The sequence below is a fragment of the Microcoleus vaginatus PCC 9802 genome, assembly GCA_022701275.1.
In the GTDB taxonomy this organism is placed as follows: Bacteria; Cyanobacteriota; Cyanobacteriia; order Cyanobacteriales; family Microcoleaceae; genus Microcoleus; species Microcoleus vaginatus_A.
This window is the reverse complement of sequence record CP031740.1, coordinates 640,866-667,352: the sequence shown is the minus strand read 5'-3', so window position 1 is coordinate 667,352 and position 26,487 is coordinate 640,866. Positions and strand designations below refer to the sequence as shown.

The following is a 26,487-nucleotide window of genomic DNA, read 5'->3' as shown; positions in this document are numbered from 1 at the left end:
ATTGTGGATTGGGGATTTTGGATATTGGATTTTCGAGGAAATCTAAAGTTTGAAATCAATAATTGGGGTGATTCTGGGAATGTCTGGAATCGCCCCGATTTTTTTATGAGTGCGATCGATTTTAGATTTTCAATTGGGGATTTTAGCTTGAATCTCAAGAATGACCAAGTAATCAGACATTCCACCTACCTTTTTCCTGAAGCTGGCGCTTAACTTCTTCCCAGGGAAATCTTCTTTCATCTTTTCTATATTCAATAATCCAACAGTCCTCAGCATCCTCCCAGAGTTCGTCTGGATACTGGAAGTCAAGCAGCACCGCGACTTTTTAGCCTTGAGAGTCCACTAAAAACTGAAAGTCTGTCGGTTCGTGGCATTCAGCCAGAACCTCAGCCAAAAATTCGCTGTGTTCTTTGAGGTCAACAATTGCAGCGGTTTTTTTGCCTAGATTTTCAGTTCAAAATTGAACGTGGAGCATATTGTAATTTGGCATATATCGAAGTTAGTAACCTGTATTAAAATTATATGCGAGTCAGAATGAGACCACTTCCCAATTCGGGAGCATTCCCAAATCTAAAATCTAAAATCTAACATTTCCAATTGTATGAATCAATGATACAAGTTCCCAATCCGGGAGCGTTCCCAATTCTAGAAGCTAAAATCTAAAATCTAAAATCTAAAATTGTATGAATCATCAATCTTGGTTGACACAACTAAAAAAACACCGTGCGATCGCAGTTATCCGCTCCTCCGAAAAAGAACTCGCTCGGCACATGGCATCATCGGTAGCAGCCGGAGGAATCCAGTTTATTGAAATTACTTGGAACACCCACAAAGCTGCTGAATTAATTGCGGAACTCCGGTCTGAATTCCCTACTTTTAGTATTGGCACCGGCACTTTATTAAACTTAGAAGAGTTGCAGCAAGCAATAGACTGTGGCGCTCAATTTCTGTTTACTCCGCACACCGATTTAACTATGATTAAAACAGCAGTTGATGCCGCAGTGCCGATCGTCCCCGGTGCTTTTTCTCCCACGGAAATTGTGAGCGCGTGGCAAGCAGGCGCTACCTGCGTTAAAGTGTTTCCGATATCGGCTTTGGGAGGCGCCGCCTACCTGAAAAGCCTGCAAGGCCCCCTGGGAAACATTCCTTTAATTCCCACTGGCGGGGTGACGCTGGAAAATGCGAAAGTATTTATTGACGCCGGGGCGATCGCCGTTGGTTTAGCCGGAGACTTATTTCCTAAACACTTAGTGGAAAATCGCGATTGGCGCGCGATCGCCCAAATTGCACGAGATCTTACCCAAAACTTAACAACTTGTTAAGCCCTGTTTCCCAATCCAACATTTCAAATCTACAATCTAAAATAGGACAAGCCAATCTAAAATCTAAAATCTAAAATCTAAAATAGTACGAGGTGTAAGAAATGAACAGCATTATCAACTCAACTTACTTCCGCCGCGTTGGAACTTTCTGTGCCGGCTGCGCCCTCACTTTTGCTACATTCTGCGGCGGTTCAATGACCGCATTTGCCAGCGAACAGCACAACATAATTGCCAATAAAATTATGTTGTTGCAGCAATCCAGCGAACGCTGGATTGAAATAGATTTGTCAAGACAAAGGTTAATAGCTTGGGAAGGAAATACACCCGTTTACGCGGTGGTTATTTCCAGCGGCAAATCATCGACTCCCACCCGCACGGGAACCTTTGCCGTTGAAACCAAACACCGCGTTACTAGAATGACTGGGCCGGACTACGACGTGCCGGACGTTCCCTATACAATGTATTACGACGGAGGCATGGCAATTCACGGCGCTTACTGGCACAATTTGTTTGGCAATCCCGTTACTCACGGCTGCACAAATGTAGCTGTTAATCACGCTAAATGGCTATTTGAATGGGCCTCGGTGGGAACACCCGTGGTGGTGCACAAATCTCAGGTTTAGGGCATTGGGAATTGGGCATTGGGCATTGGGCATAGTCAAACACTATTCCATCTGTTAGAACCCCGACTTCTTAAAGAAGTCGGGGTTCTGGGTATTATGTTTTTTTAGGCGTGCTTACTTAACTGATGCTTTTAAGCACAATCCCAATTGTATAAAACCTTACTAAAATCTAATTCTCTGAGTGCTGATTCATCAATAAAAAAGTTACCTACACCAGTGTCTCCCCACATTAGATCTACTGTATCATTGCCATCAGTATCCATTTGCAATAGAAGAATGTCTAGCTTTTGTTTGTGCTCAGGGTTACTACTATATTGTCTTACGTCCTCTTGTGTAAAATCAGGATAACCACCTATTTTATGACCAACGGACTGCGATATTTCTAGGTACTCATTCTCAATTTCATGGTTCATAAACAACTCGTGGATTTCCGAGCCTAAAAGTTCGGTAAATTGGTAGTCATTCGTACTAATCGGCGCATATTTTTTAGTAAATTGCAAGCCGCAACAGCCCTGAACAGGAAAATATTCTGGTTCCGGCACAAAATCATAATTGGTAATGATGTTTTCAACTTGGAAGTCTGGCTGAGGAAAATAGATTATTTTGAATTTTTGCTCAACTGCGGGATTATCTACATTGGCGTAATTGCCGAAATCTAAACCATATAGGTCATCGTCTGCTATATAAAACTGCAAAATTCCCCGATCGGGAAAACCATCTAAAGGCGGTATTTCATCAAAGTTGAGTTGCGCTAGCAAAAATAAATATTTACCGTCACAAGTTTTGGGATATTCAAAGCCTTTAGGTAAATAAGGTAATCCCCCAAATTTACTCTGCCACCAATTAACGTCATGATTATTCTGGGTTTGGATTTCGATGTAAGGTTTAATGGTAGCTTCGATTCTGTCGCGATACTTTTCTAGTTCTGGAGAGAGTGGACATTCTAGTTTGTAGTTCATCTGCTATTAACAATTTGTTATGAAGGCAATCCGTAGGGTGCGCCGGGCCGTGCACCTTACCTGTAAAGTCTATCCTTAACTTAACTGCACCACGGGTTTATCCTCTAACAATGTTTGATTTGTCAGCAAATCTTCCACGGTAATTCGCAAAAAGCGCTGTTGGTCAACGCGGAACAAAACTTTTATGCGATCGCTCCCCGGATACCCAGGCGGCGTCAAGCGAAAGCAAGCGTCTCCCTCGCTTTCGCTACTTATAGCGACGGACACGCTTGCACTGCAACTCGAACAATTATTTATGATTCCGATTCCAGCGGAAACGATATGACCTCTTCCTTTGATTAATGACTCACTGGACATCCTCCTGTCGTTAACCCTGTTAAGAAATTATTGGTGTCAAAGAAATGTTCTACAGACTCAATCTTTAAATCCTCTGTGACTTTAGCAATGCTAAGACCAATAATTTCAATAGTTTCTCCTGTCCCTTGATGATCTTTGTAAGCTCCCCTAAAAGTACCCCAGTGTCTCCACTTAAACACAACGTTAGGAGGCCCTGCAACGACTTCGACTAATTCCCAGAGAAAGCCATCGGGAAAAGCTGTGTGAAAGAGGTTGTAGGAGGATTGAAAGGTTTCATCAGAGGCGCGGTAGTGCTCTGAGTTTTCTAGAAAGAGATTATAGGTTCCCTGATCTACAACTTCTTGGGCTGTGTATTCTTTTCCTCCATTAGTGCTCATACGGAATTTATCCGTAACTACAGATATCCATTGTTGGGGATTGGTTTTGAAGGATGCTTCCATTTCAAATGTTCTCACCAAATTATAGGCGATCGCATTCAAAGACCCTTCGGCATGATTGTGTTTCTTTTCCTTTTCCAAGAAAGCATTAGTGCGAGAATAGTTGGGACGATTCCCGTCCCGCCATTCTACTCCCTCATCCTGTTTCAGAACTTCTTCTCTATCTTGCACCCAGAGGGGTAAGCCGGGAGTTGTACTCATACCTGTTAATCTCCTAGGATTTGGGTTAATAAAAATCTTGATACTACAATGAAAGACTGGCGGTTTTGAGGCGGGTGGATTTCAAATAACATACACGAAAATTGTCGCCATGTCAAGCCTCCGCAGACTTAAACTTAACTATCTGCATAGGTTGTCGTCTCCAATAGACATCTCCAAAAACTAACTGGTTCCTAGGAAGAGCCTGGGAAGCGATGTCCAGAGGAAGAGCCTCGCTTTCTGAGCCGGAAAATTCGAGGCTCTTCCTCCGGATCTGCATTCCTAGGAAGAGCCTGGGAACCAGTAAACCAGTAATTTCTTAGTCCCCCTCTGCTAGGACTAAAGTTTGACTCTATGCAGGGATTTCAAGAGCCGAATTATCTACCAAATTATCTAAAGTCTATCCTTAACTTAACTGCACCACGGGTTTATCCTCTAACAATGTTTGATTTGTCAGTAAATCTTCCACGGTAATTCGCAAAAAGCGCTGTTCATCAACGCGGAAGAAGATTTTGATGCGATCGCTTCCCGGATACCCAGGCGGCGTCAATTGAGCGATGCTGCGTGCTCCGTCTTTATCATTTAAGGGCTGTACCGATGTTTGACCCGCGAGTTGCCGAGTAATTAGCCTGTCCCCGTCAAAATATATCTCCGTGCCGCCAGTTTCCGCTCCCAATTCGCCGATAATTAATTCTATACTCGGCTGATTTTCTAAAGAAGCTCCCAAGACTAATTCTACCGGTTCGCTCATCGGATAGGACTGGCCGGATTTAATTAAACTGTGCCAACTGTGGCAATTTTCGCGGCGGTTCCAGTAGCGAATTCCGTAACTGTGATAGAGAAAATCTTTGATTTCTATGCCTTGACTCAGTTGCAGAGCACCTTGGGCGATCGCCTCAAAGGGTTTGTCGCAGCGAATTTTTGCCTGATCGAAATATTGCTGCACCCAACGCCCGACAGCGGGAATTTGTACAGTACCGCCAACTAGCAAAACTGCATCGATATCCCCAATTTCTAAGCCTTGACGCCGCGCTTGCTGCAATACTTGATTCATGCACTCGTCGAGTTTGTCAAAAAACTTATGTTCAGCGAGGATAGATTCAAAACGAGTTCGGTCTAATTCTAATTCGTAACTCTCAAAATTTTCGTCATCAAAATAAACCTCAACTGCCTGATTCACTAAAGACAACTGAATCTTTAACCGTTCTGCCAATCTCGTTGTAATCGGAGATTTTGCCAGCCCTTTTGTTTGAACAAAATAGTCAACCAGCCAATTATCAATATCAGAACCGCCTAAATTTTGTCCGGCTTTAGCCAAAACCCGGGCAACTTTTGTTTTTTGCGCTGAAGATTCAGCTAATAGCTTTTCGCCCCACTTCAGAATAAAACCGAGGGGCTTTTTGTCGGAGGAAGCGTCCAAACGCACCAAAGAAAGGTCTAGAGTTCCGCCGCCGAAATCAATGACTAACAGATTTTCGCGATCGGCCAAACCGTAACCCAAAGCTGCCGCCGTAGGTTCGTCCAACATCCGCACCTGTTCTACTTGCAGAGATTGTGACACTTTGCCCAACCAATGGCGGTAAGCTTCAAAACTATCTACCGGCACAGTAAAAATCAAAGAATCGATCGGCAAGGGAAGTTGGCGAATTGAGTTCACAATTTGGCTCAAATACCACTCACCTACTTGTTCAAAAGTAATAAGTTGCCCGTCAAGTTCCGGCACAAAACCCTGAACAGAAGTGCCAATTCCCCGCTTAAAATTGCGGAAAAACCGAGAATCTCCACTCAAATCCAGGCCTCTGTCGCGGACTTGCTGACCGAGTAAGGCTTTACTTTGAGCAGCGTCCTCAACGTAGAGTAAACTGGGAATTAGGGGCGGATTTTGAGCCGAGATTGCCGACAATCCCGGTAATTTCAAAGTTTCGGGCTGCTGGAGGACTTGATTCCAGCGAGCGACGACGGTGTTGCTAGTTCCAAAATCAATTGCGATCGCCATTCAGCCAAAATACACAGCTACGAGGGATTAAATCATATTATGGTATTTGGAGCCCCAAATGCAAATAGATATCAAATTATGCTTGGATAAATACTTTGTTGCAACCAAAACTGCTTTAGTGGCGGAGTCTTCCATTTTGTGCAACTGCATATTTTTCGTTGCAACAAATAAGCGCCACTTTTATAATAGTCACAAAAGTCATACCATTTTAGATTTTACCTTAAAAGCTTTGGAATAAGTGACTGCATAAGGGTTTGGAGTACGGGTCTACAGTTGCATTTTTTTAAAAAGTGGTATCACCTGTCCGCCGCCGCCAAGCTTTTACCTTTGATATCAATCCTATTTTCAAAGGAAGCGTGAAAAATGCTGGATATGGGCGATCGCAAATCAGCACTATTGGCTCTAACACTGCTTGTCCCTGCGGCTAGTATTGGTATCATAGCAGCCTTGTATATTGCCCCGGGAGGCTGGGGACAAACACTCTCAGTCTTTTGTCAACTTTGGTTGCTGGTTTTTCCGATCGCGTGGTCTGTTTTTGTCGATCGCAAAAAGCTGCGTTTATCCGTTCCCAAGCGCCAAGAATTGCTGGCTGGAGCTATTTGGGGAATATTCATGTTTGCGGTAATTCTGGGTATCTATAGCCTTTTTGGTCAGCACTGGATCGATCCTGTAGTTGCTAAAGAAAAATCGTACCAATTAGGTATTAGCACCCCTACTATTTACTTGATTGTAGAAGCATATTTTGTGCTAGTTAACTCGCTGATTGAAGAATTTACTTGGCGGTGGTTTGTCTGCAACAAGTGCCAGATTCTCATACCAGGCACAAAAGCAATATTTCTGAGTTCGCTATTTTTCACGCTCCACCACATTTTTGTAATAGCAGCTTACAGCGACTGGCAGGCTGTGATCTTAGGGGCCTTAGCTGTCTTCGCCGCCGGGATAATTTGGTCGCACTCTTATCTGACTTACGGTTCGCTTTGGTCGAGTTATATCAGCCACGCGATCGCAGATTTAGCCTTAGCAACTATTGGTTGGCAAATCCTCTTTAACTAGCTGCTGTTTCAGTGACTATCGTCGGCCATTCTACAGTAAAATTTGGCCCTTTTCCAAACTCGCTCTCCCGACGAATATCTCCCCCATCATCTGGAAGAATTTCTGGGCGATTGCCAGTCCCAAACCCGTACCGCCGTACCTGCGAGTAGTAGACTCGTCCGCTTGCGTAAAAGCTTGAAATACTCTCTCAATTTGCTCTGCCTTCATCCCAATTCCAGTATCGCTGACTTTGAAACTAATCCCTTCTTCACCAGCCGAAATATCCGATTCTGATTCTTTTTTCCTTTTTTCTCCTTCTCCCTTCGCTTCTCAACATAAAACATCCGATTCTGTCTGTTCCTCTCCCAGAGAAGTAAATTTTTATTCCGACTTCCCCCTTTCCTCTTCCTTATTCCTTCTAAAACGGCTTACTTATAAAGTAATTTTTCCAGATTTGGTAAATTGGCTGGCATTGCTCAGCAGGTTTAAAACACACTGATAAATCTTAGTAAGATTAGTATAAACCGGGTCGATAGCTGGCGCACACTTGACTGTCAAAAAATTGCCACTTTTGTCAATCAAAGGTTTAATAATAGTAGCCATGTCGTGGATTGTCGCCGAATCCTTCCACATTTATAAATAAAACTTTATTCTTATATATTCACTTTTATAAGTCTTAAAAATATTATTAATCAGAGATAGTACAGGTTAGATTTCCGTATTAATTTCTTGTAAAGTGTGAAGTAATTATTCACAATTTAGACCGCAGGCTTCTTCTTCTAACATTTAGCTGGAACCGATAATTGTATTCAGAGGCGTGCGGAGTTCGTGGCTCATATTGGCTCGAAATAAGCTTTTTACATTGCTAGCTTGTTCCGCTTTGTTGCGAACTTTTTCTGCTTCGTGATGTTGGGATTCCCAGCTAGAAAATAACTTTTGCAATTGCAAAGCATTTGATTCAAAGCTTGGGCTAACGTCCCCAATTCATCTGGGCGATAGATATTTACTCTCTGATTCCAGTCGCCGCCCGAAAGCAGTGCAGCAGCAACTGTCAAGTCCGCGATCGGCCGAACCAAACGGCTGGTTAATATCCACGTGAAACCGCCGGCTCCCAAGACGGCAAGGGCGGTAATAATAATTGCCAACTGCAAAAACAACTGTTTTTTTTCTAAAGCCTCGGCTTCTTCGTGCAAGATAATTACGCCCCGGTCACTGTCTAATTAATTCAGACATGAAAGCCATTTCACTACCCGCTCATCGCCGAAGAAAAATGCACCACTTTTGCCTGCTAATAGAGTTTTGACTTGCGGATATTTGCTGAGGTTTATTAGTTGCTTTCTAGCAAGTAAGTTTGGGTCGAGATGACCGATTAATTGACCTTTTTTTATCCCCCTAAAGCGAAGCTAAATTTCCAGGTCGGGACTGTTCCGAGCGAGGGACGGCGCTTAATAATATACCTATAATAGCTACTCCTTGAATTTTTTCCACTTGGTCGGCAGATTTATCTGTTGAATTTAATTGAGGTGTGTGAGAAAATTGTTGTTTAAAATTACTTGCTAGTTCGAGAAGCTACTTGGTTGTAAAATCGACGCTGCCACCAACCGGCAAGCCTAAATATTTTTTTGGAAATTGATCAACGGCGTCGGCGGTGGGGTTTCCGTAAATTCCCGTAATTTCGTTTTTGTAATACCCGAGTAGTTTGAGTTGCGGCTGCAATTGGTTGACTGAATTTCCTCGATCGCCCAAACTTAAAATAGCAAATTCCCGAATGGGTGTTGAGAAAATAACTGCGGGTTTTCCAGTTAAGGGATATGTCAAAGCTTCGCGGGTAATTTCCGTGCCAGCAACTCTACTTTTAAACCAATACCGATCGCTGCGGTTGATGTGATCGGGCGGCGTGCCGCTGCCGCGGGCGACAACGTACCTTTCTAAATTGTCAGCTTCGGCAAGCTATATATGGCTATAGCTGGGGTTGATACCAACTAGCAGCGACAAGGGTTTGCTGGCATTCCTGCTGATTGTACTGGGCTCTTGACTGATGCTCTGCAATAATCGAACGTTTATATCTTCCCACCGGAAGATGCTTTCCGTTAAGGCATTTGACTGTAATCCTAGGTTTTCTTTTGCTTGCGATCGCATAATTTTAGCTGCATAAAAACTGGCCAACATATCGCTACAAGCATCGGCGGCCCAACCCCCAAGAGCACACCGATTGTCATCCGCAATTACAAACTTAGGAAAAATGATGCTTTCATAACAGGAAATTTTTTGTACGCGAAATCGTTTGATACATATCACGAAGTTGCTGCTACTGCTTAGGAGTAAAGGTTTGCAGGGTATAGGTCGCTCACCCTTGAGTATTCCTTTGATCTTTATAGGGTCATGTGATAATTGGCTGCTGAAGTTTTTTACGGTAATTACTTAGAGAGGAATTGGGCAGGAACGCTACATATACTCTGTGCCGCAGTGCCAGTCTCTTTGGGAAATTTTTTCAGGAGCTCGCCTTTTATTAACAAATTTAAAACTCACCCAGCTAATTAAATGTATATCGGTGAAACTCTATGTTCTGTAGGACGATTGGGAAACCTATTTTTTCAAACAGTGGACGCATCAACCGGGTTTTTACACGAACCTACGACAAGTGATGGCGAGGGATACCGCTTGAAAAACAGGGTTTTTCGCCTCATTCGCACGTCCACGACGGTGATTCGCGCGATCGCGCCCCAGCAGGTATCTGAGAAAACCACCATGTCTGAATCTTGAAAAAATAGGATATTGTGTCAAGCAATACCGACAGCACAGTTACCAAAAAATCACTGCCCCTAATCGGTATTTATATCTGTTAGATCGAGGGGGCAATCAACATTATCAAGGTAAGAATTCTCCTCTTTAATCCCGTATAAAATTTTGCCAAAAGCGATATTAATCTACTGAATATTGTTGCTAATGTTACTTTTATCCTCCACCTTAAAAGTGGGCTAATATTCGGTTTACCGTACATCCTTGTTGGTTAGATAGTAAATGATGTTATCTTGACCAGAGAGTGTTGTCTAGCTTGGTGTTTTTCGCGAAAAAAGGTTTTATTTTATGAGGGATCTATCTTCAGGATGAAATTTCGGTTACCTGCACATTATCCCTATGGGAACTGTTCCGTGCTCGCATCCATCGTTATTATCATTGCAATGACAGCAAAGTTTTGGCAGATAGATACTGGGGTGTTGCGAACAGTCGGTCGGTTGAATTCTATGTAAACACCAGGAAAGCGGTAATTAATATTCACCCGCCCCTCTTTCCTTTTGCGCTCTAACATCAGCGCTGGTAACAGTGCCGAATGAGAGTCAACGTCTTCAGCGGGACTTAAAAATGAAAATCACCTTTGTTCTTCCTACTCTGTCTCTGACTGGTGGAATACGAGTAATATCTATTTTCGCAGAACTTTTGAGAAAGCGAGGACACTCCGTGTTCGTCATCTCTTTACCCCGTCCCCAGCCGAGTATGCGCCAGCAAGTCAAGTCGCTGCTGCGGGGAGGGGGTTGGATTTCCCCACCTGAAAACGAACCCTCATTTTTCGATAACTTAGGTGTAGAACACAAAATTATCGATCGCTACCGCCCCGTAGAAGACAAAGATGTACCTGACGCTGACGTAGTAGTTGCCACCTGGTGGGAAACAGCCGAGTGGGTAGCCAAACTCTCTCCTAGCAAAGGAGCAAAAGCTTATTTTATCCAGCACCACGAAATTTTTGACTATCTACCTCAAGGAAGAGTAGAAGCAACCTGGATGCTGCCCATGCACAAAATTACGATCTCTGAGTGGTTAGTTGAGCTAGCTCGGACTAAATATGGCGATCGCCAAGTTTCCTTAGCTCCTCCTACCGTGGACACCAAGCAATTTTACGCCTGTCCTCGCAACAAACAATCGGTTCCTACAGTTGGTCTAATGTACTCTACAGTCTACTGGAAAGGAACTGACATCGCCCTCAAAGCTTTTTCCCTAGCGGCCGAAAAGATCCCCAACCTGCGTTTGGTTGCCTTCAGTACAGGGGCCCCCTCCTCGGAATTGCCCCTACCGGCCAATGCCGAGTATGTAATTCAACCCGACCAAGACAAAATCAAAGACTATTACAGCAAATGCGATGCATGGCTGCTGGCGAGCCGCTCAGAAGGCTTCGGCTTGCCTATTATCGAAGCGATGGCGTGTCGCACTCCCGTCATCAGTACCCCAGCAGGCGCTGCTCCTGAAATTTTGAGCGGCGGTACAGGCATACTTGTAAGACCAGAAGATCCCGAAGAGATGGCAAAAGCCATAGAGTATATCTGTCAGTTGCCAAATTCCAAGTGGCAAGCCATGTCTGAAGCCGCCTATGCCAAGGTGAACAATTATACGTGGAAAGATGCCACGGATCATTTTGAAGCTGCATTGAAAGTTGCTATAGACAAATCTAAACAGCGCGACGTTAAGATAGTTTCGTTTTCTCCCTATGGAAAAATTCCGGTTTGCTAACTGCTGCAATTTGAAATTCGGCGCTACGGGCGTTTTCGGCGCCGGATTTCTGGGCAGAAACTCAATATCATTTGGTGGGGTGCGTCTGCCCCAACTAAAATCGCATCTGTCCTGTTTTTTACCCCGCAGTCTCGACACGAATTCTGACCGCACCGACGAGCGAATGCTGGTTATAAAGCGATCGGCCAAAATCTGAAGCAGAGTGCAACGGAGGTTTTAAGGCTGGCTCCGTTACAGGTTAAACTTGTCTAGTCCTCAAACATATCCCGATTTGTAATTGGGAAAAGTCCCTGACGACCAAGTAAGATCGGCTCGACTATCGAGTTACGATCGCCTCCAGCACAGATCCGCACCCCACAGAAAAGCCAAACAGAGGCTGGTAAGTGCCAACTTGCTTTAAGGAGGAGTTTTAACCAGTATCAATCTTCAGCATTTATTCATGAAAATTACTTTTGTCCTGCCTACCCTTAGTCTTACAGGTGGCATGAGGGTTTTATCTATATACACCGAACTTCTCCAAAAACGAGGACACAAAATATTTATCGTCTCTATGCCCCTGCCGCAACCGACTTTAATCGAACAATTGCGATCGCTGATGAGGGGTAGGGGCTGGCTGCCGGCTCCCAAAACACAAAAGTCTCATTTTGACAAGGTTGATGTCGAAAGCCGAGTTATCGAAACCAACCGTCCAATTACCGATTTGGACGTACCTGATGCCGATATTGTCATGGCTACTTGGTGGGAAACTGCTGAGTGGGTGGCAAAACTCTCTCCCAGCAAAGGAACGAAAGTATATTTTCTCCAACACTACGAGGCTTTTGACTACGTACCAAAAGGTCGGGTAGAGGCAACTTGGCGCCTGCCGATGCACAAAATCGCTGTGGCCCAGTGGCTGGCCGACATAGCTCGGAATGAATACGGCGATTTGTCTGTATCTCTCGTCCCTCCTACGGTGGACACCAAACAGTTTTACGACCCCCAGTCGCGAGCGAAGCAGCCGCGAGGCAAGCAATTAGTTCCCACAGTCGGGATGTACTATACTACAACTCCTTGGAAAGGCTGCGATATTGCCCTGAAAGCTTTCTCTATAGCTGCTAAAAAAATTCCTAACCTTCGTTTAGTTGCATTTGGTTCCGGCCACGATAATGCTTTTCCCCATTTGTTGCCTGAGGGTACTGAGTATAATAAGCAACCTACTCAAGATCAACTAAAAGAATTTTACAGCAAATGCGATGCTTGGCTGTTTTCCAGCAGATCCGAAGGCTTCGGCTTGCCAATTTTAGAAGCTATGGCTTGTGGCACTCCAGTCATCGGCACTCCTGCGGGTGCGGCTCCGGAACTACTTGCTGGCGGGGGTGGCATACTTGTCAAGCCAGAAGACCCAGAGGATATGGCAAAAGCGATCGAGCAGATTTGTCAGTTGTCTGATGCCGAATGGCGCGCAATGTCCGAGATTGCTTTGGAAACGGTGATAAATTATACTTGGGAGGATGCAACTAATCTCTTTGAGGCGGCACTCTACACTGCTTTGGAACGTCAGGCACAATTAACGAACAAGAGGTAAAATTGAGGCTGATTTAAAAGATTGGGGTTGGGCGATCGTTTAATCGAGAATTTTTATCGAGCAATTAGAGTTGTCTTTCTATAATTTTACTGCCAAAAAAGACTTATGGTTGCATTAATCCCACTTGCTATGTTCGGCTTTATTCCAGTCGTTTTTTACCTGTTTGTGAGGTTTCCGCCTCTGCGGGCGGTAATTATAAGTTTTGTTGCAGCGTGGCTGTTTTTGCCGCAAGCTTCCTATCCCATCCCCTCCTTGCCACCGTATACCAAGATCTCCGCAGCTTGCTACGGCATTTTGCTGGGGACTCTTATCTACGATACTGCGCGCCTCACCTCTTTTAAGCCCGGTTGGCTGGACGTGCCAATGGTAATTTACTGTTTGTGTCCAATTATTTCACAAGTTAGTAATGGCGGCAGCCCGATTTCTCCGACTGTGAACCAAATTGTTACTTGGGGTCTGCCTTATTTTTTAGGACGCTTGTATGTAGGTAGTTTAGAGGGGCTGCGACAATTGGCGATCGGGATTTTTGCAGGTGGGTTAGCCTACATTCCCTTTACTTTAGTTGAAGGGGTTAGGGGCCCAATTCTGCACCAAATGATTTACGGCGTCAATGCCTTTGAGGACTGGGGTCAAGCAAGGCGTTTGGGGGGGTGGAGACCCGTAGTATTTATGCAGCATGGTTTGATGGTGGGCCTGTGGATGATGACAGCCGCCTTAATTGCTGTTTGGCTCTGGCAAACAGGGACACTCAAAAAGTTTATGGGCCGTAACATCAAGCCTTTAGCAATTATATTAACTATCGCTTTTTTCTTGTGCCGTTCTACTGGCGCCTACAGTTTATTTGGAATGGCGTTGATCGTATTATTCTCTGCCAAGTTGTTTCGCACGTCTTTGCCCCTGCTCTTGATAATTGGATATATAGTGTTTTATCTGTACATAGCTGCAGCGGGCCAATTTTCGAGCAAAGACGTGATTGGATTCATCAATCAAATATTTGGCGAAGAACGAGCCGCATCTTTGAAGTTTAGATTTGACAATGAAGAGATATTGGGGGAAAAGGCGCGGCAAAGATTTATGTTTGGCTGGGGAGATTCCGGCGGCAACCGCGTGTATAACGACTACGGTCAAGATATCTCGGTCACCGACAGCTTATGGATTATTGCATTTGGCGTCAACGGTGCAGTCGGTTTAGTTAGTTTATTTTCTTCATTGTTACTTCCTGTTATCGTCTTTTGCGTGTTCAAGTATCCCGCCAGAACCTGGTCTAATCCCAAAGTAGCACCTGCTGCCACCCTGGGAGTAGCCTTAAGTATGTACGTGTTTGACTGTGTTTTGAATGCTATGACTAACCCGATTTTTGCGCTGATTGCTGGAGGAATATCAGGTCTGGTCTTAAAAGCTCCAGAAAGTCTTAAGGCAAAGAAAACGAGTTCGCCACCAAGAAGACAGTCGCTGGTTCACCAAAAATCAGGATGATTTTCGGGAATGCGATCGCTGCTTCACTTCAAGCTTGAAACTATCTTGCCTTCCCTGGAGACAAAAACTACAAAATATACCATTTTTGTATAAAATCAAGTTCGGAAGTGGTGAGATATTTTTCACTAGGTTAAAATTTTAATCTCATAAACTCTTTTTTACATTCATTTGCAGTGCTTCAAGTCTTAGCACTGGATGGCTTTTTTCTTAAAACTGTGTTGCGACTTGTAAACAAAAATGGGCTTTATACACTTTTTCTAAAACTAGCTGATTCTTTACATAATCTTTAAAAATCCTGACTAGACAGGTATGGTCTAGGAGGATATACTGAGAAAAGTAGGTTCACTGAAGCGCCCAAGTAGTGAAAACACGAAAGTCTATTGTGGGCTATAATAGTTTGAGTTGTAGTTTAATATAAACCGGGAAGGGCATCATAAATGAAAACAGTTAATTTATTGAATGTCTCGATAGATAACTTGTCAATCACAGAGTTGTTTGAAAAACTCGACGGCGAAGGTGGTGTCGTATTTACGCCCAATGTAGACCACTTGATTAAGTTGCAGTATGACCGCGACTTCTATGAAGCTTACAATACATCTACTTATAGAGTCTGCGACAGTCAAATATTGATGTATGCCTCCAAGTTTTTGGGTACTCCTCTCAAAGAGAAAATTTCTGGTTCGGATTTGTTTCCGGCATTTTATATGTATCACAAAGATAACGAGAAGATTAAAATATTTTTGCTAGGAGCTGCTGAAGGTATAGCTAAGAAAGCCCAAGAAAAAATTAACCAAAAAATTGGGAGACAAATAGTAGTTGAAGCACTTTCTCCTTCTTTTGGCTTTGAAAAAAATGAAGAAGAATGTGAAAAAATAATTGACGAGATAAATAAATCAGGAGCTACAGTTCTCGCCATAGGAGTGGGAGCGCCCAAGCAAGAGAAGTGGTTGGTTAAATACAGGAGCAAATTAACACACGTCAAAATATTCTTAGCCGTAGGTGCAACCATTGATTTTGAAGCTGGTTGCAAAGCAAGAGCTCCCAAATGGATGAGCGAAGTCGGCATAGAATGGGCGTACCGACTGTTAAGTGAACCGAGAAGGTTGTGGAAAAGATATTTGATTGAAGGTTTGCCTTTTTTCCGATTAATCTTAGAACAAAAATTGGGGTTTTATAAAATGCCTTTCATGGAGAGCAAAACCAGCAATCTAAAATGGGAAGGTGGCTCCTAAAAAGGGCAGCGACAAATCTCTAGCGTAAATTAAGCTGAGTATCAGAAAAAGTGCGTTTGACTTCCAGGTAAGACTGATCCCATCTGTGGATAGTCCGATCGCACTTTCTCTCCAAATAATTCATTTTTGCTTTCAAGTCCAGGTAAAATCGGAAAGAAACCTTTTGTGGAAAATCCTAATTAGGGATGCAACCGATGAATCTGCCTTCTTTCTTGTGGTTGTGGAAAATAGCGGCTTGGTCAATGGGTGTTTCCCTGTTGGCTTACCTGTTGCTGGCCGTTACTGGAACGTGGATGTTTGCCACTAGGAGTACCAAACAACCGCGCCCAAAATGGCTGCGTCCCTTTCATTTAGCCACTGGTGCGGGGATGGCGACTTTGGTAATTTTACTGCTGGGAATTGGTGTAGTCGGTACGCTAGGATACTACGGCAATTTGGGTCACTCGGCTCATTTACCGGCGGGGTTAGCTGTTGTGGCTTTGGTGTTGGTTTCTGTTGGAAGCGGGCTGCAAATTGGCCCTAAACATCCTTGGGCGCGCCCCCTGCATATCGGCACTAATTTGGCCTTGTTTGGGGGATTTGTGACTGTGTTGCTCACAGGATGGACGATAGTACAAAAGTATTTGCCGAAAGTTTGAAACCTGTCTATTTGACCTCAAACTATACCAAATGTGCCAGGGAAACCATATATTTAAGGTGCGCCACAGCGCACCCTAGGTTTAATTTTTTTGCCTGAGTCCGCTTTTTGTGATGAATTCTAAAATATGCTGCGCGGTAGTCTGTGGCTTTTCTAAGTGGGGAACGTGCCCGCAGTCGGGTATCCAAATTAGTTGAGAATTTGCGATCGCCCTTGCAAACTTTTCCGCATCCGCCGTCCCCAAAATCCGGTCTTGTTTTCCCCACAAAATCAGCGTCGGCTGCTGAATTTGCGATAATTTTTCCCCGAAACCTCCGTAACCGCCGCTTTTGGTAAACGCAATTAAAGCTTGATTCCAGTTGGGCATTTCCAAGTGCAAAGCAGCACAAGTTTGAGCGTCTTGAGAAGCCAAATTTTTATCGAAATAAGCATTGACGCTAATTCGCTGGCGAATTTTGGGATTGCGTAAAAATGAAGTTGCTAAATATCCTAAAGGAGGAATTAAAAACTTTCCCTTATTAGAACTGATGGCAAAACCTGCGCTATCTATTAACACTAATTGTTTCACAGCTTCGGGATAATTGAGAGTGAAGTCAATTGCGGCTGCACCTCCCATTGAAGCACCAACTAAGATTACAGGCTGCGAAATTAGCGTTTTCCAAAAATAGTAAAGGTGACTTTCAATTGCCCTCGCGCTGAATGCCAAACCTGCCGATCTTTCTGTAAAGCCAAAACCCAACAAATCAACCGCCCAAGTTTCATTTTCGGCAGCCAGCAGTGGCAACAGGCGGCGGAATTCAAACAAGGAACTGTCGAAGCCGTGAATTAGCAAAATTGGTGTGTTGCCGCTGCCTTGGCGCACGTAGGTTGTGGCAATTGGCCCAGGAGATAGGGGAGTTGTAATTGCCTGTCGTTGAATGCTTTGGGCTAAGGCAATTGAGGTAGATTCTGTGAGTTGTGCGATCGATTTTGGGAGAAAGCTTGCTGGCATAATTCTTGATAAATTGTGAATCGGTAGGGGCGGTGCCACTGTGTTCGCCCTAACATTTAAGTATATATGCTTGCTAGATCGCTATTTGAGGAGTTGGGGCGAGTCATTAAAATTCGATCAATACTCAGTATCCCTCAGCCCAGGCTTAGGTTTGTAGTGCGATCGCCAATATAGCAATTCTCAATTGCCAGCAATACAGTAAGGATACGGCGTCGTGCCGTGTCGCCACGGAATATCTGTATGCACTCCACAGGATAAGGTGTACCGCTGCGTGCGTACCCTCAAAAATGCAATAGAGGCGGGTTTTAGCCGGATTTCTCGATCTTCTCGATCGCAAAAATCCGTCTCCAACTCGCCCCCAATGACAACAGTTAACAATTAACTGACTAATTCTTCGCCCCAACGCCAACATACATAATCGACTGATCCTCATTAATTTTAATTTTAAACAACCCAGACTTTTTGTAATCCATATAGTTAGCTAGATTAGATGTTAGAGTTTGAGATACTTGTTTTAAAATACCCGCCGAAGGAAACACCTGCTTTCCGCGTGTAAAATTTTCCCAAAACCTGTGCATCTCGGCTAACATAGCGCCAATTTCGCCAAACATATCAAAACCTTTAATTTGAATATTGCCAAAACCAATATCCTGCATTACCACACATAGTTCCTCCGGGGTAATAAATTTTTCCCAATCGTGAACGCCCCGCCTAATCTCCTGCAAAATATTTTCCATCAGTCCAATCATCACAATTTGCGAGGAAAAAGTTCGGTTGATTGTATCAAAAAAGAACAGTCCCCCAGGCTTGAGAATCCTGTGAACCTCAGAAACAACTTTTTTGTAATCGGCCACGTGTTCCAAAACATCCACGCAGATTACAACATCAAAGGTATTGTCGTCGTAGGGCATATTTTCGGCAAAACCTTGCCTGTAGTCAATCTCAAAACCGTTGGTAACTGCGTGATTTTGAGCTGCTACAATACATTTCTCCGATCGATCTATTCCAGAAACAATAGCACCTCTCTCGGCCATAAACTCGCACGAAAAGCCGCCGCCGCATCCGACATCTAAGGTTTTCAGCCCTCGCCAATTAGTTGCGTGTCTGTCGAAAAACTCAAATCTGGGTTTGTTTAGATGGTATAATGCATAAATTTTAGCATTTTCGTCCCACCAATTATCGGCATTTTCATCATAAAATTCTAAATCATTTTTTACTTCTGTTTTCTGCACGATTTTCTCAGTCCTGATTAGTGGAAAATATAGAGGGCGATTGCACTTTTTCCTGATTTTATAGCAATGACTCTAACAAACCTGGTTTCTGTGACAAATCCCAGGTTTCGTGACGAGTGGGCAGGCAGACACCGGGTTTGTGAATCCGCGCGCGTAAGTTCTATTTTCTCGTTAGTTGTGAATCGCCACAGTTTTTTATTATAATATCTCTGGCATAAATTTCAACCCGATGGATCGCGTTTCTATTATCATCCCAGCCCTCAACGAAGCGACTTGTCTGGAACGCACCCTCCGCCAACTCAGCATTCTCAATCCTCCCGCTTGGGAAGTGTTGGTGGTAGACGGCGGCAGTCAAGACGACACAGCGGCGATCGCACTTTCCGCCGCCACCCGCGTTATTTCTAGCAGTATAGCCGGACGATCCCTGCAAATGAACTTAGGTGCTCAAGTCGCCACCGGTGAAATTCTGTGCTTTCTGCACGCCGATACTTTAGTTCCCGATGACCTTGTAGCAGTCATCCAGAAAACATTGTCCGATGCCGAAATTTCCGGCGGCGGATTTATCTCCCTTATGGCTGGTTCGCAGCAAACAAGATGGGGTTTTTCCCTCCACAATTACCTGAAAACTTATTACGCGCCGCTGTTATTTCGACCTCATTTATTTTTTCAAGGATTGCGCCTGCTGTTTGGCGACCAAGTTATTTTTTGTCGCCGTACCGATTTTTGGGAATGCGAGGGTTTCGATGCTGCGCTGCCAATTATGGAGGAAGCGGATTTGTGTCTGAAGTTAGTGCGACGGGGGAGACTTAAGTTAGTCAATCGGGTAGTAGAAAGTAGCGATCGTCGAGTTGCGAATTGGGGCGAGTTTAAAGCTATTGCGATCTATCTTTCGATTGGTTTTTTGTGGGGTTTTGGCGTTTCCCCAAGGTATCTCAAGCAGTTTTATGAAGACATCCGCTGAAACACAAAAGTTGATTAAATTCCCAAAATGTACTGCCTGTAATTTTTGGGCAAAACTTTTTCCAACAGGTAAATAATCGCCCAACAACCTAACAAAGTCCCCGTAACTAAAAAGCCGAGCTTCAACAGCGGATTTACCGGGTCAATAAACTTATAAAACACTAACAAGACATATTTCACTACTGTCGAATCCAGGATATATATAGGGAATGAGTAAGCAGCCAATATTTTGACTAACCCAGATACTCTACTGGGAAGTGCGATACTCTTAGAAAATGCGAGGATGGATAATACGAACAAAATTGCGTATCCTTGAGCAGATAGTTTAAAAAATGATCGGAGAAACCATGCCTCCGAATTAACTCCACTTTTTAGGTAATATTCCCAAATGCTAGCTAGATAAAAAAGGATCGTTGCCCCTAAAATTGGCATTTTTTTCCGTTCGAGAACGGGTTGAATTTTGTCATACGAGTCACCCAAAAATAGGCCAGTTGAAAATGGCAAAATCCAACTGAAAATCCATCGCTCCATCAAAGGTAGAGGTATGGATATGTATTGGAAAGCGGTTAAGTAGAAGAAGATTGTAAAAATTGTTTGAATTGTTAAGCCCAAAGCCAAAACTTTTCTGGGTTCTAAAAATCTTAATTTCACGAGAAGCCACCACCAGCCGTAGCATTGAACAATCACAACGATGAAGTAATAGGGAGGCATCACTGAACCCGTCAAGATATCTCTGAGTAATGAAAGTAAATCAAATTTTTGGATTTCTCCCAAATTATTTAAGATGTACAAAGCTACTGACCAAAACAGATAAGGGGGTATAATTTTTGACAGTCTTTTTTTGACTACCAGTGCGGGATTATTTTGATTTTCCCGTTTGTTGGTGAGAAAAAAACCACTCAACAGTAAAAATGCAGGTACGCAAAATAGTTGCAATGTATCGATCGCCACAAATAAAATTCTGCGATCACGAAATGTAAAGAACCCAGCATGAGTAATCACCACACTGACGATCGCTAAAGCTCTGAGCAAATCAAATTCAGCGAACCGATTAGAAACTTTTTGCATCGTAAAAATTAGATTGTAAAAATTGGAATCAAGTTAGGAATTTTTTGTCTGATACCAAATCCCGATTGGCTACCCCTTTTATCATTCGGCGGTTGAAACCGCTGCATAGAGTCAAACGAAGTCCGAGCCAAGGGGGACTAAGAGATAAAGGGGATCTTTAAGCCGGATTTGATATCAGCAGTACAATAGCATAAAAGGTTATATTGGCTCCTATCTCCCCAAACCTTATGTCGGCAAAAATAAGTCACCCAGTGCTGGGATTGAGGAATAAAGACTATAGAGACTATTGCGAAAAAAAATCTACCTAAATTAGGTAGACTTTTAGAAATATTCAAGCAAGGAGTTCACTGTCGGCTAACCGTTGTTGTGATGGATGTGCGACGCAGAAACACTATCCAACTGGTCGCGCCCGTTGCGGATCACGCGCAGCATATCGCTCAACTTATGTTCGATATTATCGAGCACTTGGTCGGCATAATCATCGGCTCCGTTTTGAATTTCCTCGCATTCAGCCATCGCCCTGACTCTCATCTCTTCCAATTCCTCTTGAGCCTGGTAGCGAATTTGTTCGACTTCCGCCAGCGTTGCCTGCTGAATTGCCTCGCAGTCGAGCAAAACTTGCTGGCGCAACTGATCTGCCTCTATCTTCGCCTGCTGGAGCAGGCCCATATCGTTTAAAATTTCTGCTGCTCTCTGTTCTGCTGCTTCTATCACTTCCTGAGCGTAAAGTTCCGCCTCTTGAAGCAAGTCGTCCTTGTGCCGGATGATCGTCTCGGCTTCCTGAAAGGCGATCGGCAAATTTAGCCTCACCAAGTCTAATTGATCGAGTAACTGTTCTTCATCCACCAGAGTGCGTCTGGTCAGGGGAATTCGCGGGCTGTCGAGAACAATTTCCTCAAGCCTGTTCAATTCCCGCTGGATGTCTACTCCTGCGGTTCGGGTGGGATCTCCGAAGGCGGCTGTGTTCTGAGGTGATTCGTTCTCAGTGCCGAGGCCGGTACTATCGGGTTCGATGCGAGTTGGTTCCTGCTGGCGTAACATTTGTAAATATCTAGGGCGACGTGTTTCGGAACAAGATGATCTACGGAGCCACCAAACTTGGCTATTTCTTTAACTACACTACTACTTAAAAAGCTGTACTCGTTAGAAGTTGCCAAAAAAACTGTTTCAATTTCACCCAGAAGGGTTTTATTGGTGTGGGCCATCTGGAGTTCCATTTCAAAATCTGTTAATACCCGGAGCCCCCGCAGCAGCACTTTGGCTTGTCGAATCTTAGCATAGTTTACTGTCAAACCCTCAAAACTGTCTACTTCTACATTTGGCAAGTGTTGGGTAGAGCGCAGGATCTGCTCGATCCGTTCCTCTACGGTGAACAGAGGGGTTTTGCTGGGGTTTCTGACTACCGTAACAATTACCCGGTCAAACAGTTTAGATCCCCGCTCGATAATGTCTGCGTGACCGAAGGTAATGGGGTCAAAGCTGCCTGGATAGATTGCAATCACGAGTTTGGCTCAACGGAGTGGGGGAGTGGAGGAGTGGGGGAATGGGAGAGTGGGTAGAGTGGGGCAGTGGGAGAGTGGGAGAGTGGCAAAGCCGGAGATGTGGAAAATCTTCCTTCTTCCTTCTTCCTTCTTCCCTCTTCCTTCTTCCTTCTTCCCTCTACTTTTTCATGGAATGAGCTTTGTAGAAAGTTTCGAGGCTTTGCTTGTCGCCCACAAACCGCCAGTGCCAAGGCTCGTAACTGACGCCTTGGCGATTGTTTTTGGGGAAGGACATTTCAAAGCTGAAGGCGACGGCGTTGGCTTCTAACCACTTGAATGCTTCGGTATTTTCAAAACTGGGGCTGAGGTTGTGTTCGGGGGCGCTGCCGTCGCCGATGTCGATCGCATAACCGGTGTGGTGTTCGCTGTAACCTGGTGGGGCGCTGACTTCGGCTCGCTTGCTGGCGTTTTGCCTGCGTTCGGCTTTCACGTCAAAAAATACGTGCTGTTGGTCTTGCAGGGAGCGAAAGCCGGATATGGGAGCGAAATAGATGCCTGATGCCGCTGCGGCGTTGGCCATTTCCTGATATTTTGCTGCTGCTGAGGTGCGGAGTTTGACGCTACCGTCGGGGGTGACGCTTACCAAGTCTTTTGCTGGTGCTTCTGGGTACGGCAAATGTCCCAGCAGGTTCTCTGGGGTTGCGGGGGCGGTGGCTTTGGGGTTGGTAGCTGGACTCGCGACCGATGCAGACGGCGAACTCACCGGTGCTGGGTTTTGTTGAGTTTGCTCTGCCTGACTGGTGGCTGGGAACAAGTTAAAGTTGAGGTGCAGCCAGATGCTGACCCCACAGGCTAATGCGGCCAACCCTAGCAGTTTCCAAATCAGCCCTTTTTTCTTGGACTGACTCTGCCCTGCTTCTAGGTATGGGTGGTCTCGCACTGCTTCTGGAATTTCGTCGGCGACAAGCTCCGAGGCTTGCGGGGGTTTTCTTGACAGACTAGCGTTATCCAAGCCAGCTCCACTCCTGCACTTCAATAAGGCTCAACGTTAAAAATTGTAGACCGATATGGGCGATCGAACAGCTACAATTGCCGCTGAGAATATATCATCTCTTTCTGACCTCGCCCCGTCCCATCCGCCAACTCTCGCATCTGTTGCTTGGGCCCACAGTCGATCGTCCCTGCGAGGTCGAACTGGTTGGCGCTGGTAGCGCTGGTTTATTTTAAGTGTAATTTGTTACTGTTTGACAAAATCCAACAATTTTTCGATCGAGACCTCAAACGTCCGGGCCAATTTTAGCAGAGCACCGATGTCAGCCATTGCCATACCGGGCGATCGGGCATAACTTTTCAGAGTGCTGTAGTGAACGCCCGATCGAGTGGCAACCTCTGTCAGAGTCCAACCGTTCTCGGCAGCCAACTCTCGAATCCACAACCTCACCAATCCCATGCTTGACCAAGGGCAAGTATTTACCTTTTTTCAGAATAACTTGCTCTTCTTCAAGCTGCAATACTCTCGTGGCTATTGATACTAAATCAAGTTCGGTTTCTGACCTAGTGCTCCCCTAAAATCAAAAAAACTTCAAAAGCCATGTTTGGGAAGTTGGCGCCTCATCAAATATTACCAACTTCCGCCAATTTACCACCACCAACAGAATCTTTCTCTTCCCCTTTATCCCGTTCATCAACCGCAACTGTTAACTTCAATCCCAGAGCATTCAGCCAACTTGCCAAAGCATAAATTGTCGCAATTCCATTCTGCGACAACAAAGGATCGAATTTTTCCAAATGCAATTTAGCATCTTCAGCAGACATATTTGGTTCGCCAAGAGCCTCAAATACATTGCTAAGTGCGAGTTCCAGCAAACCAGGTTCAGGCTCTTCGTCTTCCAAATGCGCTGTTAGATAAGCCGCAGCGTGTATTTTATCCTTGAGCGCTTCTATCAGATAGCCCTGGTAACTATCGCTCGTTGGCATTTTCGCGTTCTCCATATTCTTTCCAATACTCCTTAGCTTTGCGGATATCTTGTTCTTGAGTGCTTTTATCCCCACCGCACAGAAGAAGAACTATTGTTGACCCCAATTGTCCAAAGTACACGCGATACCCCGGCCCAAAATCAATTTTTAATTCGCAGACTCCTTCCCCAACAGACTTGCTGTTTCCTAAATTCCCTAAGCGAACTCGGTCAAGCCTTTGCTCAATTTTAACTACCGCATTCAAATCTCGCAGGGAACTAAGCCACTCTGCGAAAGGATTTCTACCGTCTGGGGTAATATAACGTCTAATTTCCCTCGGTTGTACTTCCATAAAGTCGATCGTACTTGCACCCTCATCATTAATACGGGCGATCGACCCAAATCAAACCTTCTTCACCATGGCTAACTCAAAATCACCGATCGAAAGGAACTCTGCCGTCAGGGCTAGTGTAATGCTCAATTTCTCTCGGTTGCGCTTCCATAATCTTGATTTTAGCGACGATCGCACTCCAATCTGGCAGCCGCCCGATCGCCCCTTGACTCCATGCGCTACAATATATTAAGAAATCTTTAGTTAGATCCGTTTAACGTTCCAGACGCATTATGAGTCTTCCCATTCGCAACGTCGCCATCATTGCTCACGTCGATCACGGCAAAACCACCCTTGTGGACGCTCTCCTCAGACAGTCCGGGATCTTCCGCGAAGGGGAAGAAATCCCAGATTGCGTCATGGACTCCAACGACATCGAGCGCGAGCGTGGCATTACCATCCTTTCCAAAAACACCGCCGTCAGGTACGGAGAAACCCTGATCAACATCGTCGATACCCCCGGACACGCGGACTTCGGCGGAGAAGTCGAACGAGTTCTCGGCATGGTTGACGGCTGTCTGCTGATCGTAGACGCCAACGAAGGCCCGATGCCGCAAACCCGGTTCGTGCTCAAAAAAGCCCTAGAAAAAGGACTGCGCCCGATCGTCTTTGTGAATAAGATCGATCGCGAGCGAGCCGACCCCCACAAAGCCGTCGATAAAGTTTTGGATCTGTTCCTCGAACTAGGTGCTGACGACGATCAGTGCGAATTTCCCTATCTCTTCGGTTCCGGCTTAAGCGGTTACGCTAAAAAACACCTCGAAGACGAAGGGCTAGATATGAAGCCCCTCTTTGAAGAAATCCTAGACCACGTACCACCCCCAGTCGGCGACCCCAACAAGCCACTACAACTGCAAGTAACCACCTTAGATTACTCAGAATACGTCGGTCGCATCGTCATCGGCCGCATCCACAACGGCACGATTAGAATCGGTCAACAAGCAGTCTTAATCACCGAAAGCGGCGCCATTGTCAAATCAAAAATTACCAAACTGATGGGCTTTGAAGGCCTGAAGCGGATTGATATCCCAGAATCTTCTGCTGGTAATCTTGTCGCCGTTGCCGGTTTTGCTGATGCGTATATTGGCGAGACAATTACCTGTCCCAACGACCCGCAAGCGCTGCCTTTAATCAAGGTAGACGAACCGACTTTGCAGATGACTTTCTCGGTGAACGATTCGCCGTTCTGCGGTCAAGAAGGAAGTTTGGTAACATCGCGTCAAATTCGCGATCGACTAATGCGAGAACTCCAAACCAACGTCGCCTTGCGCGTCGAAGAAACCGAATCTCCCGACAAATTCCTCGTATCAGGCCGTGGCGAACTCCACCTCGGAATCCTGATCGAAAATATGCGTCGCGAAGGATACGAATTCCAAGTATCTCAACCGCAAGTAATCTTCCGCGAAGTCGGCGGTCGTCCCTGCGAACCTTTTGAATGTTTGGTGTTAGACGTACCCGAAGAAGCAGTCGGCGGCTGCATCGAACGCCTCGGTCAGCGGAAAGCAGAAATGCAAGATATGCACGTCAGCAGCACCGGTCGCACCCAAATCGAATTTTCAGTCCCCGCTCGCGGTTTGATTGGATTCCGAGGCGAGTTCATGCGCTTGACTCGCGGTGCTGGAATTATGAACCACAGCTTCCTCGACTATCGCCCCCTCGGTGGAGAAATTATCGCCCGTCGCAACGGAGTCTTGATTTCCTTTGAAGAAGGAATTGCAACTACTTATTCACTGAAAAATGCTGAAGACCGTGGCGTATTTTTCATTACCCCTGGAACTAAGGTTTACAGAGGGATGATTATCGGAGAAAACAACCGAGATGAAGACATGGAGCTGAATATTTGCAAGTCGAAGCAGTTGACAAACCACCGCGCATCTGGCGGTGAAGAATTGGCGCAATTGCAAGCACCAGTCGATATGAGTTTGGAACGCGCTTTGGAGTACATCGGCCAGGATGAATTGGTGGAAGTAACACCGAAATCAATTCGCTTGCGGAAGGTTTCTAAGAAGTTGGTGAAACGCTAAAACAATTTGAGGGCTGGCAATTTTGCCAGCCCTTAGTGTCAACTTCAA

General features: G+C 45.0%; 30 protein-coding genes and 1 pseudogene. 13 read left to right on the top strand and 18 right to left on the bottom strand.

Annotated elements, in window-relative coordinates; translation table 11 throughout:
• Positions 1 to 3: 3 nt before the first annotated feature.
• From D0A34_02790 to D0A34_02780, 3 genes are all read left to right on the top strand, one after another.
• Entirely contained in the window at positions 4 to 213 is a 210-nt protein-coding gene (locus D0A34_02790; protein ID UNU17930.1) for a hypothetical protein, read from the top strand.
• Positions 214 to 683: 470 nt separating this feature from the next.
• The gene (locus tag D0A34_02785) at positions 684 to 1,322 is read left to right on the top strand and encodes a bifunctional 4-hydroxy-2-oxoglutarate aldolase/2-dehydro-3-deoxy-phosphogluconate aldolase (protein ID UNU17929.1); all 639 of its coding nucleotides are present in this window, start codon (positions 684 to 686) and stop codon (positions 1,320 to 1,322) included.
• A gap of 101 nt (positions 1,323 to 1,423) precedes the next feature.
• Positions 1,424 to 1,945: a L,D-transpeptidase gene (locus tag D0A34_02780; protein UNU17928.1), complete on the top strand. Its 522-nt coding sequence runs from the start codon at positions 1,424 to 1,426 to the stop codon at positions 1,943 to 1,945.
• 131 nt (positions 1,946 to 2,076) lie between these two features.
• On the opposite strand, the gene D0A34_02775 is transcribed toward D0A34_02780, so the two are convergent.
• The 4 genes from D0A34_02775 to D0A34_02760 all read right to left on the bottom strand — a co-directional run bounded on the left by D0A34_02775 (position 2,077) and on the right by D0A34_02760 (position 5,892).
• A complete protein-coding gene (locus tag D0A34_02775; protein UNU17927.1) occupies positions 2,077 to 2,904 on the bottom strand; it encodes a DUF1963 domain-containing protein in 828 nt (275 codons plus the stop codon).
• 75 nt (positions 2,905 to 2,979) lie between these two features.
• Positions 2,980 to 3,171, bottom strand: coding sequence for a hypothetical protein (locus tag D0A34_02770; GenBank protein ID UNU17926.1), 192 nt, complete (start codon positions 3,169 to 3,171; stop codon positions 2,980 to 2,982).
• 71 nt (positions 3,172 to 3,242) lie between these two features.
• Entirely contained in the window at positions 3,243 to 3,899 is a 657-nt protein-coding gene (locus tag D0A34_02765; GenBank protein ID UNU17925.1) for a SnoaL-like polyketide cyclase, read from the bottom strand.
• 403 nt (positions 3,900 to 4,302) lie between these two features.
• Entirely contained in the window at positions 4,303 to 5,892 is a 1,590-nt protein-coding gene (locus D0A34_02760) for an Hsp70 family protein (protein UNU17924.1), read from the bottom strand.
• 58 nt (positions 5,893 to 5,950) lie between these two features.
• On the opposite strand from D0A34_02760, the gene D0A34_02755 reads away from it, so the two are divergent.
• Together D0A34_02755 and D0A34_02750 are read left to right on the top strand one after the other, a co-directional pair.
• Complete coding sequence (locus D0A34_02755; protein ID UNU17923.1) at positions 5,951 to 6,130, top strand: hypothetical protein; 180 nt, start codon at positions 5,951 to 5,953, stop codon at positions 6,128 to 6,130.
• A 125-nt stretch (positions 6,131 to 6,255) separates the two neighbouring features.
• The gene (locus D0A34_02750; GenBank protein ID UNU17922.1) at positions 6,256 to 6,945 is read left to right on the top strand and encodes a CPBP family intramembrane metalloprotease; all 690 of its coding nucleotides are present in this window, start codon (positions 6,256 to 6,258) and stop codon (positions 6,943 to 6,945) included.
• Here the strand turns inward: D0A34_02750 and D0A34_02745 are convergent.
• The 5 genes and pseudogenes from D0A34_02745 to D0A34_02725 all read right to left on the bottom strand — a co-directional run bounded on the left by D0A34_02745 (position 6,938) and on the right by D0A34_02725 (position 9,222).
• Positions 6,938 to 7,206, bottom strand: a pseudogene (locus D0A34_02745) (hypothetical protein). The gene D0A34_02750 and the pseudogene D0A34_02745 overlap by 8 nt on opposite strands.
• 504 nt (positions 7,207 to 7,710) lie before the next feature.
• On the bottom strand, positions 7,711 to 7,866 hold the full coding sequence (locus D0A34_02740; protein ID UNU17921.1) for a hypothetical protein: 156 nt from the start codon (positions 7,864 to 7,866) through the stop codon (positions 7,711 to 7,713).
• Complete coding sequence (locus D0A34_02735; GenBank protein ID UNU17920.1) at positions 7,782 to 8,123, bottom strand: HAMP domain-containing protein; 342 nt, start codon at positions 8,121 to 8,123, stop codon at positions 7,782 to 7,784. The genes D0A34_02740 and D0A34_02735 overlap by 85 nt, the downstream gene beginning before the upstream one ends.
• 370 nt (positions 8,124 to 8,493) lie before the next feature.
• On the bottom strand, positions 8,494 to 8,808 hold the full coding sequence (locus D0A34_02730) for a hypothetical protein (protein ID UNU17919.1): 315 nt from the start codon (positions 8,806 to 8,808) through the stop codon (positions 8,494 to 8,496).
• A 66-nt stretch (positions 8,809 to 8,874) separates the two neighbouring features.
• Entirely contained in the window at positions 8,875 to 9,222 is a 348-nt protein-coding gene (locus tag D0A34_02725; protein UNU17918.1) for a hypothetical protein, read from the bottom strand.
• A gap of 1,065 nt (positions 9,223 to 10,287) precedes the next feature.
• Between D0A34_02725 and D0A34_02720 the strand changes: the two genes are divergently transcribed.
• The 6 genes from D0A34_02720 (at position 10,288) to D0A34_02695 (ending at position 16,337) form a co-directional block, all read left to right on the top strand.
• A complete protein-coding gene (locus D0A34_02720; protein UNU17917.1) occupies positions 10,288 to 11,427 on the top strand; it encodes a glycosyltransferase family 1 protein in 1,140 nt (379 codons plus the stop codon).
• Positions 11,405 to 11,623, top strand: coding sequence for a hypothetical protein (locus D0A34_02715; protein ID UNU17916.1), 219 nt, complete (start codon positions 11,405 to 11,407; stop codon positions 11,621 to 11,623). The genes D0A34_02720 and D0A34_02715 overlap by 23 nt, the downstream gene beginning before the upstream one ends.
• 243 nt (positions 11,624 to 11,866) lie before the next feature.
• The gene (locus D0A34_02710) at positions 11,867 to 12,991 is read left to right on the top strand and encodes a glycosyltransferase family 1 protein (protein UNU17915.1); all 1,125 of its coding nucleotides are present in this window, start codon (positions 11,867 to 11,869) and stop codon (positions 12,989 to 12,991) included.
• 105 nt (positions 12,992 to 13,096) lie between these two features.
• Positions 13,097 to 14,467, top strand: a complete 1,371-nt coding sequence (locus D0A34_02705) for an O-antigen ligase domain-containing protein (GenBank protein ID UNU17914.1) — start codon at positions 13,097 to 13,099, stop codon at positions 14,465 to 14,467.
• Positions 14,468 to 14,904: 437 nt separating this feature from the next.
• Positions 14,905 to 15,699, top strand: a complete 795-nt coding sequence (locus D0A34_02700; protein ID UNU17913.1) for a glycosyltransferase — start codon at positions 14,905 to 14,907, stop codon at positions 15,697 to 15,699.
• A gap of 194 nt (positions 15,700 to 15,893) precedes the next feature.
• Positions 15,894 to 16,337 (top strand): DUF4079 domain-containing protein, encoded by a 444-nt coding sequence (locus tag D0A34_02695; GenBank protein ID UNU22141.1) that lies wholly within the window; start codon positions 15,894 to 15,896, stop codon positions 16,335 to 16,337.
• Positions 16,338 to 16,418: 81 nt separating this feature from the next.
• On the opposite strand, the gene D0A34_02690 is transcribed toward D0A34_02695, so the two are convergent.
• Together D0A34_02690 and ubiG are read right to left on the bottom strand one after the other, a co-directional pair.
• Positions 16,419 to 17,327, bottom strand: coding sequence for an alpha/beta hydrolase (locus tag D0A34_02690; GenBank protein UNU17912.1), 909 nt, complete (start codon positions 17,325 to 17,327; stop codon positions 16,419 to 16,421).
• Between the two features lie 386 nt (positions 17,328 to 17,713).
• Complete coding sequence (gene ubiG, locus D0A34_02685; protein ID UNU17911.1) at positions 17,714 to 18,559, bottom strand: 3-demethylubiquinone-9 3-O-methyltransferase; 846 nt, start codon at positions 18,557 to 18,559, stop codon at positions 17,714 to 17,716.
• Between the two features lie 229 nt (positions 18,560 to 18,788).
• Between ubiG and D0A34_02680 the strand changes: the two genes are divergently transcribed.
• A complete protein-coding gene (locus D0A34_02680) occupies positions 18,789 to 19,520 on the top strand; it encodes a glycosyltransferase (protein UNU17910.1) in 732 nt (243 codons plus the stop codon).
• Between the two features lie 14 nt (positions 19,521 to 19,534).
• Here D0A34_02680 and D0A34_02675 read toward each other — a convergent pair whose 3' ends face one another.
• The 7 genes from D0A34_02675 to D0A34_02645 all read right to left on the bottom strand — a co-directional run bounded on the left by D0A34_02675 (position 19,535) and on the right by D0A34_02645 (position 24,376).
• A complete protein-coding gene (locus tag D0A34_02675; protein ID UNU17909.1) occupies positions 19,535 to 20,587 on the bottom strand; it encodes an acyltransferase in 1,053 nt (350 codons plus the stop codon).
• A gap of 354 nt (positions 20,588 to 20,941) precedes the next feature.
• Positions 20,942 to 21,628, bottom strand: coding sequence for a DivIVA domain-containing protein (locus D0A34_02670; protein ID UNU17908.1), 687 nt, complete (start codon positions 21,626 to 21,628; stop codon positions 20,942 to 20,944).
• Positions 21,511 to 22,089 carry a pantetheine-phosphate adenylyltransferase gene (locus D0A34_02665; GenBank protein ID UNU17907.1) on the bottom strand — a complete coding sequence of 193 codons (579 nt, stop codon included), beginning with the start codon at positions 22,087 to 22,089 and terminating at the stop codon, positions 21,511 to 21,513. Before D0A34_02665 ends, D0A34_02670 begins: the two co-directional genes overlap by 118 nt.
• 157 nt (positions 22,090 to 22,246) lie before the next feature.
• Positions 22,247 to 23,080 carry a D-alanyl-D-alanine carboxypeptidase family protein gene (locus D0A34_02660; protein ID UNU22140.1) on the bottom strand — a complete coding sequence of 278 codons (834 nt, stop codon included), beginning with the start codon at positions 23,078 to 23,080 and terminating at the stop codon, positions 22,247 to 22,249.
• A 225-nt stretch (positions 23,081 to 23,305) separates the two neighbouring features.
• A complete protein-coding gene (locus D0A34_02655) occupies positions 23,306 to 23,518 on the bottom strand; it encodes an XRE family transcriptional regulator (protein ID UNU17906.1) in 213 nt (70 codons plus the stop codon).
• Positions 23,519 to 23,682: 164 nt separating this feature from the next.
• A complete protein-coding gene (locus D0A34_02650) occupies positions 23,683 to 24,045 on the bottom strand; it encodes a transcriptional regulator (protein ID UNU17905.1) in 363 nt (120 codons plus the stop codon).
• Positions 24,029 to 24,376, bottom strand: a complete 348-nt coding sequence (locus D0A34_02645) for a type II toxin-antitoxin system RelE/ParE family toxin (protein ID UNU17904.1) — start codon at positions 24,374 to 24,376, stop codon at positions 24,029 to 24,031. Before D0A34_02645 ends, D0A34_02650 begins: the two co-directional genes overlap by 17 nt.
• Before the next feature lie 272 nt (positions 24,377 to 24,648).
• Here D0A34_02645 and typA point away from each other — a divergent pair, with 272 nt between their 5' ends.
• A complete protein-coding gene (typA, locus tag D0A34_02640) occupies positions 24,649 to 26,439 on the top strand; it encodes a translational GTPase TypA (protein UNU17903.1) in 1,791 nt (596 codons plus the stop codon).
• Positions 26,440 to 26,487 lie beyond the last annotated feature (48 nt).